This is a genomic window from Burkholderia sp. AU6039, assembly GCF_002223365.1.
GTDB lineage: Bacteria > Pseudomonadota > Gammaproteobacteria > Burkholderiales > Burkholderiaceae > Burkholderia.
In genome coordinates, this window is the sequence record NZ_NKFK01000005.1 from 2,420,118 (window position 1) to 2,433,736 (window position 13,619).

The following is a 13,619-nucleotide window of genomic DNA, read 5'->3' on the forward strand; positions in this document are numbered from 1 at the left end:
TTCGATGCAACAAGTGTAGGCAAGCAGGCGCGACTGTTCGATGCTCGCGTCGCTCATTTACACTGAGCGTTTTTGCCACACCGGCGGCATGGATGAAGCAGGAAGACAAGGGAACCGTCGCGATCAGCCTCGTCGCTTACAGCGTCGCGCTCGCGACCCGGCGCGGCGTCGCCGCCGAGCCGCTGCTCGCGCAGGCCGGCATCGCGCCCGCGCTGCTCGGGCAGCCGCGCGCACGGGTGTCCGCGCAACAATACGGCGCGCTGTGGAACGCGATCGCGCGCACGCTCGACGACGAGTTTTTCGGGCAGGATCGCCACCCGATGCGCAGCGGCAGCTTCATCGCGATGAGCCAGGCGGCGCTGTCCGCACGCGACGGCCTGCACGCGATGGCGCGCGCGGTGAATTTCATGCACTGCGTGCTCGACGACCTGCACGCGGAGCTCGACGCGAATCCGCAGCGCGTGCGGCTGCGCTTCGTGCACCGCAACAACGGTGCAACGCCCGCGATGTTCACGTATGCGACCTATTTCATCATCGTGTATGGCCTCACCTGCTGGCTGATCGGGCGGCGCATCCCGCTGCTGCATGCGAGCTTCCGCTGCGACACGCCGCCCGCCGACCACGAATACCCGTCGATGTTCTGTGACGACATGCGTTTCAACGAGCCCGATTCGTATGTCGATTTCGATCCCGAATTCGCGACGCTGCCGGTCGTGCAGAACGCGAAGACGCTGAAGACGTTCCTGCGCAACGCGCCGGCGAGCTTCATCGTCAAGTACCGCAACCCGAACGCGCTCGCGCAGCGCGTGCGCGCGGTGCTGCGCGGGATGCCGCCCGCCGCGTGGCCAGGCGCCGGCGGGATGGCCGCGCGGCTGCACGTGGCCGAGGCGACGCTGCGCCGCAAGCTGCACCAGGAGGGCCACGCGTACCAGTCGATCAAGGACACGCTACGGCGCGATCTCGCGTTCGAGGCGCTGGCCGACCCCGGGCGCACGATCGCCGACGTCGCGGCCGCCACCGGATTCGCGGAACCGAGCGCGTTCTACCGCGCGTTCCGCAAATGGAGCGGGCGCAGCCCGGCCGACTACCGCGACGAAGTGCTCGCACGGGGCGGCGGCGCGAGCTGAAGCCGGCCGGCACGGCCGTCGCTTCGCGCTTTGTGCCGAAACCGCCTAATCTTTAAGCATCGGGCCCAGGCCCTTTCCGCCAGCCGGACGGCACGCGGCCGCGCGCCGCCCGGACGCCGCGATGCACTTTCATCGTCACGGGCCGTCTCCGGCGCCTGCCACGCCCGGCGGCCACCCTCGTCACCCGCTGTCCGCGCGGGTCGCGCGCGCCGCGCTGTTCGCGGCGCTGCTCGTCGTATGCGCCGCGGTCGCCGCGCCGCCGCCCACCGAAGCCCCCGCCGCCGCCCGCCCGGTGGTCGTGATCCCGATCAACGGCGCGATCGGCCCGGCCAGCGCCGACTTCATCGTGCGCTCGCTCGATCGTGCGGCCCGCCAGCACGCGCCGCTCGCGATCCTGCAGCTCGACACGCCAGGCGGCCTCGACACGTCGATGAGGCAGATCATCAAGGCCATCCTCGGCTCGCCCGTGCCGGTCGCCGCATTCGTCGCGCCGGGCGGCGCGCGGGCGGCGAGCGCGGGCACCTACATCGTCTATGCCAGCCACTTCGCGGCGATGGCGCCCGGCACCAATCTCGGCGCGGCGTCGCCCGTGCAGTTCGGCATCGGCGGCGCCGCGCCGCCGGGCGGGAATCCTGCGGCACCGCGGATGCCGGCCGGCACCTCGGGCGCGTCGGGCGCGTCCGATGCGGCCGCTTCGCAAGCCGCGCTGCCGACCGATACCCAATCGACCGAGATCCGCAAGGCGATGCAGGACGCCTCCGCGTATATCCGCGGCCTCGCGCAACTGCGCGGGCGCAATGCCGAATGGGCCGAGCGCGCGGTGCGCGAGGCCGTGAGCCTGTCGGCGAGCGAGGCGCGCGCGCAGCATGTGGTCGACCTGATCGCGCAGGATCCGGCCGATCTCGCCCGCCAGCTCGACGGCCACGCAGTGACGACCACCGCCGGCACGGTGCGGCTCGCGACCGCGCATGCGCCGCTCGTCGTGGTCGAGCCCGACTGGCGCAGCCGCTTCCTGGCGATCATCGCCGACCCGAACGTCGCGCTGATCCTGCTGACGATCGGCATCTACGGCCTGTTCTTCGAGTTCGCGAACCCCGGCTTCGTACTGCCGGGCGTCGCCGGCACGATCTGCCTGCTGGTCGGGCTGTTCGCGATGCAGTTGCTGCCGATCAGCTATGCGGGCCTCGGCCTCGTGCTGCTCGGTCTCGGCTGCCTGGTCGCCGAGGCGTTCCTGCCGACCTTCGGCGTGCTCGGGTTCGGCGGGATCGTGTCGTTCACGATCGGCGCGCTGATGCTGATCGACACCGACGTGCCCGGCTACGGGATTCCGTGGCCCGTGATCGCGAGCCTCGCGCTCGGCGGCGGGCTGCTCGTCGCGGGCGTATCGAGCGTCGCGCTGCGCGCGCGCCGCCGCCCGGTCGTGACGGGCGCCGAGGCGATGGTGGGCAGCATCGGCGAAGTGCTCGACGACGGCCTGCTGGCCGACCAGCCGCACGGCGCGGCCGGCGCCGCGCCGTCCGCCGCCGGCTGGGCCCGCGTGCGCGGGGAGCGCTGGCGCGTGGCCAGCAGCGCGCCGCTTGCCGCCGGCTGCCGCGTGCGCGTCACCGGCCGCCACGGGCTGCTGCTCACGGTCGCCCCGCTCTACGACGTACCGGGGCAGGAACCCCATCGAGAACGACACCAGGGAGAACCTTCATGATCGGTTTCACGTTCGGCTTCAGCAGCATCCTGATCGTCTTCGTCGTGGTGCTCATCGCGTCGTCGATCCGCATCTTCCGCGAGTACGAGCGCGGCGTGGTGTTCATGCTCGGCCGGTTCTGGAAAGTGAAGGGGCCGGGGCTCGTGCTGATCATCCCGATCGTCCAGCAGGTCGTGCGGATCGACCTGCGCACCGTCGTGTTCGACGTGCCCGCGCAGGACGTGATCACGCGCGACAACGTGTCGGTGAAGGTCAATGCGGTCGTGTATTTCCGCGTGGTCGATCCGGAGAAGGCCGTGATCCAGGTGGCGCGCTTCTTCGAGGCGACGAGCCAGCTCGCGCAGACGACGCTGCGCGCGGTGCTCGGCAAGCACGAACTCGACGCGCTGCTTGCCGAGCGCGAGCAGCTGAACGCCGACATCCAGAAGACGCTCGACGCGCAGACCGATGCGTGGGGGATCAAGGTGTCGACGGTCGAGATCAAGCACGTCGACCTGAACGAGACGATGATCCGCGCGATCGCGCGGCAGGCCGAGGCCGAGCGCGAGCGGCGCGCGAAGGTGATTCATGCGGAAGGCGAGCTGCAGGCGTCGGAGAAACTGCTGCAGGCCGCGCAGCGGCTCGCGCTGCAGCCGCAGGCGATGCAGCTGCGCTACCTGCAGACGCTGACGACGATCGCGGCGGACAAGAACTCGACGATCGTGTTTCCGCTGCCGGTCGATTTGCTGGGGGCGTTGCTGGAGCGGTTGGGGGGGAAGCGGGAGGGGTGAGCGCACGCAGCCTTGCGTACGCCGATCGCCTCCCCTAGGCCGCCGATGCCAGGATTGCGTCAATCAGTTCAACACCGCCTTCGACGTCCTCGTTACCCACGAATCGGGAAACTTCCATGTGTCCGTCATCGAACACGTCGATCTCGATGCGCTGTCCCACGACCGTCACGGAAACGAGAATGGTGTCGGGACGATGGCGACTGAGCGCATAAGCCACATGTGCGCTGTCCAGCTTCGTCAGCAGGTCAAAAATCGGATGAGTCATGCTGGATCCTATTTCTTGAATCGGTTGTCGTTGAGCAGTTTAAGTGCTTTGCGCGCGTCCTTGACCCCATTGCGTGCATCGCTCTGAATATCGTCCAGCTTCACGCCAAGATACTGGCTCGGAAATTCGCGCAATACGGAGCCTTTGCATTCCGCGGAAATGACATCGCAGGCGAACATTTCTCCTCGATTGGCCGATGCGATCTCGATCGCGTCGCCAACAGCCTCGCCAGGCACATACGGAAACGGTTGCGCATTGCCGAGCGCCGTGGCGATCGTGCCATCGGGCAGCACATCCCCCGGATTCGCAAACCAGACGGCGATTCCATCCTCCGCAGGCAACTTGCGCCTCGCGAGAACAGGTGCAAATCGGTCGACCGTGGCCCTGGTAACGCGCCCAAAAAGTTGAGATGGCGTGAGCGTGATCGATCTCGGCCGCAGCCGTTCCTCAGACCTGGGCCCCGGCACGCCGATTGACCGTAGCGGCTCAACCACTGCAACCACATCACCACCGGTTACGGCGCGCTGCAATCCGTGCAAAAGCCGCATCGGTTCGGCGACATCATGTGCGGCGGAGGCAACACGGCAGTCGCGCAGGAAATTGCTCAGGGACGACAGCTGCTCCTTATTTCGCGCCAAATCGCTCGCGACTGCGGATCCGATGAACGCCTTTCCCGTTTTTTCCCCCGGTGTGCCGGTCGGGAAGCGCGCGCAATATTCATTGGCCGAATACAACGTGCAATGTCGGCCAACACCTATTTCGAGTTCAAAGGACATGGCGTCTCCGTGCCGAGAGCGCTCAACAGGTCATCCGGGAATCACGATCGTGCCCCGACGTCACGCGCTCAACGGCTGCATGGTAGGGACGGACCGGCCACGAAACAGGCGTTGGAGACTCGCGCGCCACGCGTGAAATGGCGGCAGACGTCACGAAACAGCGTGGCAGCGCGGATGCAGGCCCGTGCCGAGTGTCTTTTGCGGTGAGCCAGAACCATCAACAAGTGTCATCGGAGCATCCCGTGGGGCACCAGGCTGGCCACGATCCCGGCACCCCGACTCTAGAGCCTCCCCTCCATTTCCCCCTTCCATTAGGACAAATCCTCACCCTTGAGGGCTGGCGCGCGCCCCGGAACCGTCTATGATCATTACATCGCTCAATGACACATTAAATGCTGACTGAATAACCCGTGACGGTGACGCCGGCGGGCGCATTCCGGATCAGCGCCCCAAACGGAGACGCATCATGGCTGACCATCCCCCGCTGCCGGAAGTCCACCTCGACGAGCTGCCGCAATTCCGCGCGGTCCAGCAGCTGGCGTACCGCTGCGTCGAAACCGTCGGCGCGATGCTCTACCCCGGCATCACCGAAAAGGAAGCCGCGCGCCTGCTGACCGAATGGCTGCAGGACAACGGCGTGCACGACTGGCTGCACAAGCCGTTCGCGTGGTTCGGCGACCGCACCGCGTTCGAAGGCTTCTCGGGCCTCAAGCACATGGGCGGCTTCAATCTCGCGTTCTTCCCGAGCAACCGGCAGCTCGAAACCGACATGCCGGTGATCCTCGACGTCGCGCCGGTGCTCGACGGCATCGTGGCCGACGTCGGCTACGCGCACTGCCTCGGCCACAACCCGATCCTCGAACAGCTGCAGGACGACCTGATGGACCACCGCGACATGATCGTGCGGCTCGTGAAGGCACGCCGGCCGATGGCCGAGGTCGCGCAGGAAGTCGACGCGCTGTGCCGCCGCCAGGGTGTCGAGCCGCGCCACAAGGCCTATCCGTTCAAGGTGCTCGCGCATCGCGTCGCGAAGATCCACAAGCTGTCGAAGCCGCGCTTCGTCGCGCGCTTCGGGCTGAACGCGACGCGCAACCTGCTGCTCGACCAGGGCCGCGCGGCGAAACAGCAAGGCTGGTCGCCGCTGTGGTCGATCGACCGCCGCTCCGAGCATGCGCCGGTGCCGGGCCTGTGGGCCGTCGAGCCGCATCTCGGCTTCGCCGGCGTCGGCGCGAAATTCGAAGAGCTGCTGGTCATCACCGAAGACGACGCGTACTGGCTCGACGACGACCTGCCGCACGTGCGCCGCTGGCAGCGCCGCCAGGCCGAGCGGATGCAGGCCGCCGCGACCGTGCCGGCCGCCGCCTGACCCGCACGCGCCCATCCTCCCGACTCCCTGAACGACGGACTCACGATGCAGCCTCTTTCCGACGAAGCGCCGCTGGCCCTGTTCGAATCGGTTCATAGCGAAACGGCGGTCGCCTCCGGCGACCTGACGCTCGCGGTCAAGACCTGGGGCGACCCGGCCCGCTCGCCGGTCGTGCTCGTGCACGGCTATCCCGACGACAGCAGCGTCTGGCAGCACGTCGCGCCGCTGCTCGCGCGCAAGCACTACGTGATCGCATACGACGTGCGCGGCGCGGGCCTGTCCGGCGTGCCGAAGCGCACGGCCGACTACCACCTCGCGAAGCTGACCGACGACTTCGTCGCGGTGATCGACGCGCTCTGCCCCGGCCGCGCCGTGCACCTGGTCGCGCACGACTGGGGCTCGATCCAGGGCTGGGAGTTCGTCACCGATCCGCGCCTCGCCGGCCGCATCGCGTCGTACACGTCGTGCTCGGGGCCGTGCCTCGACCACGTCGGCTTCTGGCTGCGCGAACGCGTGCTGCACCCGACACCCGCGTCGCTCGGCAAGCTCGGCGGCCAGCTCGTGCGGTCGTGGTACGTGTACCTGTTCCACCTGCCGTTCATCCCCGAGCTCGGCTGGCGGCTGTGGCTCGGCCGCGCGTGGCCCCACCTGCTGCGCCGGCTCGAAAAAACGCCCGCCACGCCGCGCCCGACGCAAGCCGACGACGGCGCGCGCGGCGTGCGCCTCTATCGCGCGAACTTCATCCGCTGCCTGTTCGCGCCGCGCGAACGCTACGCGCATGCGCCGGTGCAGACGATCGTGCCGCTCGGCGACAAATACGTGAGCCCGGCGCTGTCCGAGAACCTGTCGCGCTGGGTGCCGCAGTACTACCGCCGTGAAGTCGCGGCCGGCCACTGGCTGCCGCTCGCCGATCCGACACGCTTCGCGGCGCTCGCCGGGCAACTGATCGACGCGGTCGAATCGGGCAACGAACCGCCCGCGCTCGCGAACGCGCGCCGCCGCGCCACGAGCGGCCGCTTCAGCGGCAAGGTCGCGGTGGTGACCGGCGCGGGCAGCGGCATCGGCCGCTGCGCGGCGCTCGCGTTCGCCCGCGAAGGCGCGACGGTCGTCGCGTGCGACATCGACCTCGCGAGCGCCGAACGCACCGCGCTGCTGATCGGGCTGACCGGTGCGCACGCGCACGCGAGGCGCGTCGACGTCGGGTCCGCCGACGACATGGAAGCGCTGGCGACGTGGGTCGGCAGCGAACTCGGCGGCGCGGACGTCGTGATCAACAACGCGGGCATCGGCATGGCCGGCGGCATCCTCGACACGAGCACGCGGCACTGGGAGCGCATCCTGCACGTGAACCTGTGGGGCGTGATCCACGGCTCGCGGCTGTTCGCGCAGCAGATGGCCGCGCGCGGCACCGGCGGGCACATCGTCAACACCGCCTCGGCCGCCGCGTTCGGGCCGTCGCGCGACCTGCCCGCGTATGCGACGACGAAGGCTGCCGTGCTGATGCTCAGCGAATGCATGCGCGCGGAACTCGCGGAACAAGGCATCGGCGTGACGGCCGTGTGCCCCGGCTTCGCGGAGACCGGAATCATGGCGTCGACGCAATACGCGGGCGCCAACGCACAGGACGAAGCGCGGCTGCGCAAGCGCGCGACGAAGCTGTACCAGATGCGCGGCCTGAAGCCCGAAACCGTCGCGCAGGCGATGGTCGACGGCGTGCTGCGCAACCGCCCCGTCGTCGCGGTCGGCGGCGAGGCGCACGCGATGCGCTTCGTCGGCCGCTTCATGCCGTGGCTCGGCCGGATGATCGCCCGCGTCAGCATGGCATCGCATTGACGGCGCACGACGCCGCACAGGGAGACACAGATGACCGATACCGCCGACTATCACAAGATCAAGGCCCGGCACGTGAAGTTCGACTTCAGCGACACGCCGGTTACCTGGGTGCCGAACGACCCGGGCAGCACGCACATCATCAACACGCTGAACCTGCTGTTCCCGGAAGGCGAGCTGTGGTTCTGCCGCGTGTACAACAAGGCGTTGCCGCTGATCACCGATGCGCGCCTGCGCGACGAGGCCGAAGGCTTCCTGCGGCAGGAAGCCGTGCATTCGCGTTCGCACGGCGGCGTGCTCAAGCACTACTACGACCGGCACGGAATCGACACGAAACCGTTCACGCAGAAGCTCAATCGCCTCTTCACGCGCGTGCTCGGCGAACAGCCGCTCGGGCTGAAGATCGGCCACACGCGCTTCTGGCTGCGCCAGCAGCTCGCGGTGATCGCGTCGCTCGAGCATTTCTTCGGCTATCTCGGCAACTGGGTGCTCAACGCGCACGGGCTCGACGAAGGCAAGGCCGACCCGACGATGGTCGACCTGCTGCGCTGGCACGGCGCCGAGGAAGTCGAGCACCGCACGGTCGCGTTCGACATCTACCGGCACCTGGGCGGCACCTATCCGGAGCGCTGCGTGCACATGGCGTTCGTGATCCTGCTGCTGCTCTACTACATCACGACGGGTGCGAAGTTCATGTACCGGCGCGACCCGGCCGCCGGCCGCTACCCGGGTTTCGTGCTCGCGTGGTGGCAAGGCTCGCGGCGCGGGCACCTGCCGTCGTTCTGGAAGGTGATCGGCGCGGCGCTGCGCTATTTCAAGCCGGGCTATACGCCGCACCACGAAGGCTCGACCGAACAGGCGCTCGCCTATCTCGCCCGCTCGCCGGCGGCGCAGGCGGCCGCGCACGGCGGCAACTGGGGCACGACGAAGGGTGCCTGAACGGGTTTCCCGCGGGCTCGGCGGGCGTCGCCCGCCGAAATGCGTACAATCGCGGCTTCATTTCCCGGAGGTGCCGCGATGGCCATGAAGAAAACCGATCTCGAAAAGAACAAGGCGCTCAAGCTGACGCACGCGCTGAAGCAATCCAGCTCCGCGCGTTTCGGCAAGGGCGCCGAAGAAGCCACCAAGCTCGACCGCCGCGCGCAGCGCAAGCTCGACCAGGAACAGGGCCTCGTGCCGTTCGCCTGCAAGCTCAATGCCGACCTCGTCGAACAACTCAAGGCCCGCGCGGCCACGCACCCGGAAGGGATGACGGGCCTGCTGTCCGAGCTGCTCGTGAACGGGCTCGCGCAACGCGACGCGTGACCCGCGCCCGCGTCGAACATTGCCATTGACGCCGCCGCGCGGCGACGCACGCGCTCGCGTGCCTGTGTTCGCGCTCATTGCCATCGCGATCCATCGCCAGGCACAGGCACGAAACGGTGCGTCATCGACGGCGCTGGCGCGTCAGCGCGCCGATGGGTACCGCCGCACCTCACACCAGGCCTCGCCGGAAACGGTCGAGGCTTTTTTTTCAAATTTGCGCGCCGTCCGTCCGGTCCAGTGAATCGAACGGAGAACACGACGGGCCGCGCAAGCACGTTGCCCGTCAGCCGCCCGCGACGCTCGCGCCGGCGGGAACACGGGACCGAAAGCACCCGCGTATTGAGATTCTCTTCAGGAAGTTGGTCGCATCGATGCGGCGCGGACACACTACGAATCCCGAACGCCTTGTGTCACCCGAGAAGGCGTTCCCACCCATCGAAACCGGAGATTATCTGATGAACGCATCCCGAGTGATACTTGCTCTCGCCGCAGCATTCGCCGTCAGCGGCAACGCCGTGGCCTGCGACGATCCTGACCACGACGCGCCCGCTGCCCAGCAACAGACCAGCGACCACGCGAACGACCAGGCAAGCGCGGAGGCCGCCGGCCACTGAGCGCCGTGCGCGTTGCCCGAGCACGCCGGCGTGATGCCCGGCCGGCCGGGCATCGCCGACGCGTTCACGCCATGCACTGAACCGGACTCGCACTCGTTGGTCACGTACGTACGTGGTGTGCGGATCTTCCAAATTATTCGCATACCGAATCAACATGACAAAACGAATGCTGCTCCGGTTGACCGTGCTTTCGAGCCTGCTCGCGAGCCTCCCCTCCATCCTGAACGCGGCGCCCGCACCGGCAAGTCACGGCGCGCCCGCAGCGTCTTCCGGCGCGCTCACGCTGCTCCCCGGCACCCGCATTGCGGCGCGCGACACCGGCGCGGTTCTGGCGTCGATGGCGCGCGCCCACGCGATCCAGACGGTCCGCGGCAACGGCAAGCGGACGCTCTACGTCTTCTCCGATCCGGATTGTTCCTATTGCAAAAGACTGGAGCGCACGCTGGAACGGATCGACAACGTGACCATTCACACCTTCCTCTATCCGCTCGAGGGACTCCATCCGCAGGCCGCCGCGCATGCGCGCGGCGTCTGGTGCGCGAATGACCGGAATGCGGCGTGGAAAGCGTGGATGATCGACAACGTGCAACCTGCCGCCGGCACGTGTGCCGCACCGCTCGCACAGATCCGCTCGCTCGGCCTTGCGTTGGGCCTGCGCGGCACGCCGACGCTGTTCAACGCGAACGGCCGCATGATGTCCGGTGCGGTTTCCGCACCCGCCATCGAAACGTTGCTGAATGACTGAATCGAGGAAATGCACGCACCCGCGACGCGCTATCGCATCGCGGGTGCGCTTTCAATGACGCGGCACGCCGGTGCGTGCCGCGACCGATCGCGCGCCGTGCGCAGCGACGGGATGCAGCAGGTGCATCAGGTGCTGGCGGCGAGACGCGGGCCCGTGCTTCGGGGAGTGGACTCGAGGTCGGGACGTTGCGCTGCCTGCGAGGTCACCCACGGATCGATGCCCTGCTTCTGCACCTCCTCCAGGAATGACACACGTGTACGCCAGTAATCCGCTTGTAATTTCGCGTCGATGACGCGCTGTTCGGCTGCGAACAGTTCCATGCGCGCCGTCACGAGCATCGACGCAGCGGTTTTTTCCGGCGTGGGGGCGTGTCGCATCGCCCAACGGCTGATCCAGTTCAACATGCTGACCTCCGTGATTACGGACGAACCCGCATCGGGCAATCGCAAGCGGCCGTGCCTGCCCGAACACGCAACGGCCTTGACCGCACTTCACCGCCCGGCCTGCACGGACTGCGACTCCCCCGCGTCGGCAATTACTGGCCGGCGTGTGCATGCGCGGTGTATCTATCCTAGAAAGACTTGCCGGTTTATGCGATGGGGTCTTGCAATCTTTTACACAGAAACCACAGTCGCGCCCGCTTCGCGAAATGACAGTTGCGGGCGGGACGGCTTCGGCGCACGATAGCCCGATATCTGCACCCGCCTGGACTGACGAATGGCCGCTGCACGCCGCTGCCGGGCATCCGCACCGGCCACGCACGTGCGTTCGCGTGCACGCGCCGCCTGCCCCGCGTTCGTGCAGCATGCGGGCGCTCCGTTTCAGTCGGATGTCATCGTCCCGCATCCACGCCGCGTGATCCACCGCGCGTGCCGTCTTGCTTGCCGTTGCGCACGCATCGGCCGGCGTCGTTCGCGCATCCCGCTCCCGTTTCAGCCATTTCTGCCGGCCCGTTCCGCCCGAACCGGTAAAATGCGCGCCTTCGTCGCGCGGCCGGGCTGCCAGACCGTTCGCGCGCAGGCAGCCGATCGATCTTTCGATCGTGCCCTCCAACTATATCGTCCGAGCTATCCGCGCTATTACAATCCGCCGATAGCCGGGCAATAGTGGCTGGTTACAGTAAGCCGGCCGCGCTGCCTTTACAACAATTCGGCACAACAAGCAACACGACAACCGACCGGAGAAACGCCTTCATGGAATCCATCAAGCGGTATTTCGGCTTCGCTGAAGCCGGCACCGACTTCCGCACCGAAATACTCGCGGGCGTCACCACGTTCCTGACGATGGCCTACATCATCTTCGTCAACCCCGCGATCCTCGGCGACGCCGGCATGCCGAAGGAATCCGTGTTCGTCGCGACCTGCCTCGTCGCGGCGCTGGCGTCGCTCATCATGGGGCTGTACGCGAACTACCCGATCGCATGCGCGCCCGGCATGGGCCTGAACGCGTATTTCGCGTACACGGTCGTCAAGGGAATGGGCTTCACGTGGCAGGCCGCGCTCGGCGCGGTGTTCATCTCCGGCTGCCTGTTCCTGCTCGTCACGCTGTTCCGCGTACGAGAGGCGATCGTCAACGGCATTCCGAAATCGCTGCGGATCTCGATCACCGCGGGTATCGGCCTGTTCCTCGGCATCATCTCGCTGAAGACGTCGGGCGTGATCGTCGGCAACCCGGCCACGCTCGTCACGCTGGGCGACCTGCACAAGCACGACACGATCCTCGCGATCGTCGGCTTCTTCACGATCGTCACGCTCGACCACCTGCGCGTGCGCGGCGCGATCCTGATCGGCATCATCGGCGTCACGATCCTGTCGTTCTTCTTCGGTGACAACCAGTTCCACGGCGTGTTCTCCGCGCCGCCGTCGATCGATGCGACGCTGTTCAAGCTCGACATCGGCGCCGCGCTGTCGACCGGCATCATCAACGTGATCCTCGTGTTCTTCCTCGTCGAGCTGTTCGACGCGACGGGCACGCTGATGGGCGTCGCGAACCGCGCGGGCCTGCTCGTCGAAGGCAAGATGAACCGCCTGAACAAGGCGCTGCTCGCCGACAGCACGGCGATCGTCGCGGGCTCGGTGCTCGGCACGTCGTCGACCACCGCGTATATCGAAAGCGCGTCGGGCGTGCAGGCCGGCGGCCGCACGGGCGTGACGGCCATCACCGTCGCGGTGCTGTTCCTCGCGTGCCTGTTCATCGCGCCGCTCGCCGGCGTCGTGCCGGCCTACGCGACGGCACCGGCCCTGCTGTACGTGTCGTGCCTGATGCTGCGCGAGATGGTCGAGGTGCCGTGGGACGATGCCACGGAAGCCGTGCCGGCCGCGCTGACCGCCCTGCTGATGCCGTTCACGTACTCGATCGCGAACGGCGTGGCATTCGGCTTCATCGCGTACGGCGGCCTCAAGCTGCTGACCGGCCAGGCCCGCTCGGTCAAGCCGATCGTGTGGCTCATCGCAGCCGTGTTCCTGTTCCGCTTCTTCTATCTCGGCAGCGAATGACGGCGGCGCTTCGGCGCGCGGCATGATGCACGATGAAAAAACGCCACCTTCGGGTGGCGTTTTCGTTTTCGCATGATTCTTCTGCGATCCTGACGAATCGACACGTCCGGCCATGCCGACGGTCGGGCAAGCCGGTGCGGCCCGCATACGAAAATGCCGCCCGGCCCCGCCGAACGGCATTGCGTGCAAGGCAACGTCTTCGCATGCGCAGCGTTCAGCGACGTGCGCCGCCAGACGGGCGTCGTGTCGTCAGCGCCAGTTGGCCTCGTAGAAGCGGACGTAGCCGCTGCGCAGCGTCACGCATTGCGCGCGCGTCTCCGACAGCAGGCGGCGTGCAGCCGCCTCGATACGGTCGCGGTGCTGATCGAACGCGCCGACCATGTCCTCGAAGCGCGGCGACGCCGCGCCGAAGTGATCTTCCAGCGCCTCGGCGGTGATCTGACATTGGACGCGCTCGCCATTGACCAACGCCGTGAACGCCAGCATCAGGTCGCGCCCCGAATACTCGGGCTTCTCGTTCGTGAAATGGATCTGCATGGGAGCCGCCTCGACCGGTAGAAAACGAATGACCGCGTCCGTCGTCCGCTACCGGCCGGACGAAATGTACGCGGGCTCGCCGGCGGAGGC

General features: G+C 67.5%; 14 protein-coding genes. 10 read left to right on the top strand and 4 right to left on the bottom strand.

Going from position 1 to position 13,619, the window contains the following annotated elements:
- Positions 1-92 precede the first annotated feature (92 nt).
- The 3 genes from CFB39_RS28590 (at position 93) to CFB39_RS28600 (ending at position 3,596) form a co-directional block, all read left to right on the top strand.
- Positions 93-1,127: an AraC family transcriptional regulator gene (locus tag CFB39_RS28590; RefSeq protein ID WP_089475355.1), complete on the top strand. Its 1,035-nt coding sequence runs from the start codon at positions 93-95 to the stop codon at positions 1,125-1,127.
- Positions 1,128-1,248: 121 nt separating this feature from the next.
- Positions 1,249-2,826: a nodulation protein NfeD gene (locus CFB39_RS28595; RefSeq protein ID WP_089475356.1), complete on the top strand. Its 1,578-nt coding sequence runs from the start codon at positions 1,249-1,251 to the stop codon at positions 2,824-2,826.
- The gene (locus tag CFB39_RS28600) at positions 2,823-3,596 is read left to right on the top strand and encodes a slipin family protein (RefSeq protein WP_089475357.1); all 774 of its coding nucleotides are present in this window, start codon (positions 2,823-2,825) and stop codon (positions 3,594-3,596) included. The genes CFB39_RS28595 and CFB39_RS28600 overlap by 4 nt, the downstream gene beginning before the upstream one ends.
- Before the next feature lie 34 nt (positions 3,597-3,630).
- On the opposite strand, the gene CFB39_RS28605 is transcribed toward CFB39_RS28600, so the two are convergent.
- Together CFB39_RS28605 and CFB39_RS39710 are read right to left on the bottom strand one after the other, a co-directional pair.
- On the bottom strand, positions 3,631-3,861 hold the full coding sequence (locus CFB39_RS28605) for a hypothetical protein (RefSeq protein ID WP_244115396.1): 231 nt from the start codon (positions 3,859-3,861) through the stop codon (positions 3,631-3,633).
- A gap of 8 nt (positions 3,862-3,869) precedes the next feature.
- Positions 3,870-4,637 (bottom strand): hypothetical protein, encoded by a 768-nt coding sequence (locus CFB39_RS39710; RefSeq protein WP_144030330.1) that lies wholly within the window; start codon positions 4,635-4,637, stop codon positions 3,870-3,872.
- 466 nt (positions 4,638-5,103) lie between these two features.
- On the opposite strand from CFB39_RS39710, the gene CFB39_RS28615 reads away from it, so the two are divergent.
- From CFB39_RS28615 to CFB39_RS28635, 6 genes are all read left to right on the top strand, one after another.
- The gene (locus CFB39_RS28615; RefSeq protein ID WP_089475359.1) at positions 5,104-6,003 is read left to right on the top strand and encodes a M24 family metallopeptidase; all 900 of its coding nucleotides are present in this window, start codon (positions 5,104-5,106) and stop codon (positions 6,001-6,003) included.
- Positions 6,004-6,048: 45 nt separating this feature from the next.
- Entirely contained in the window at positions 6,049-7,836 is a 1,788-nt protein-coding gene (locus CFB39_RS28620) for an SDR family oxidoreductase (protein ID WP_089475360.1), read from the top strand.
- 30 nt (positions 7,837-7,866) lie between these two features.
- A complete protein-coding gene (locus CFB39_RS28625) occupies positions 7,867-8,772 on the top strand; it encodes a metal-dependent hydrolase (protein ID WP_089426938.1) in 906 nt (301 codons plus the stop codon).
- Between the two features lie 78 nt (positions 8,773-8,850).
- Positions 8,851-9,138: a hypothetical protein gene (locus tag CFB39_RS28630; RefSeq protein ID WP_089426937.1), complete on the top strand. Its 288-nt coding sequence runs from the start codon at positions 8,851-8,853 to the stop codon at positions 9,136-9,138.
- A 455-nt stretch (positions 9,139-9,593) separates the two neighbouring features.
- Positions 9,594-9,752: a hypothetical protein gene (locus tag CFB39_RS40375; protein WP_175240184.1), complete on the top strand. Its 159-nt coding sequence runs from the start codon at positions 9,594-9,596 to the stop codon at positions 9,750-9,752.
- 154 nt (positions 9,753-9,906) lie between these two features.
- Complete coding sequence (locus CFB39_RS28635; protein WP_089475361.1) at positions 9,907-10,497, top strand: DsbC family protein; 591 nt, start codon at positions 9,907-9,909, stop codon at positions 10,495-10,497.
- 125 nt (positions 10,498-10,622) lie between these two features.
- On the opposite strand, the gene CFB39_RS28640 is transcribed toward CFB39_RS28635, so the two are convergent.
- The gene (locus CFB39_RS28640; protein ID WP_011354312.1) at positions 10,623-10,901 is read right to left on the bottom strand and encodes a hypothetical protein; all 279 of its coding nucleotides are present in this window, start codon (positions 10,899-10,901) and stop codon (positions 10,623-10,625) included.
- Positions 10,902-11,690: 789 nt separating this feature from the next.
- Here CFB39_RS28640 and CFB39_RS28655 point away from each other — a divergent pair.
- Positions 11,691-12,992, top strand: a complete 1,302-nt coding sequence (locus tag CFB39_RS28655; protein WP_089426935.1) for an NCS2 family permease — start codon at positions 11,691-11,693, stop codon at positions 12,990-12,992.
- A 249-nt stretch (positions 12,993-13,241) separates the two neighbouring features.
- Here the strand turns inward: CFB39_RS28655 and CFB39_RS28665 are convergent, their stop codons facing one another.
- A complete protein-coding gene (locus CFB39_RS28665; RefSeq protein WP_011354308.1) occupies positions 13,242-13,529 on the bottom strand; it encodes a DUF1488 domain-containing protein in 288 nt (95 codons plus the stop codon).
- Positions 13,530-13,619: the final 90 nt, after the last annotated feature.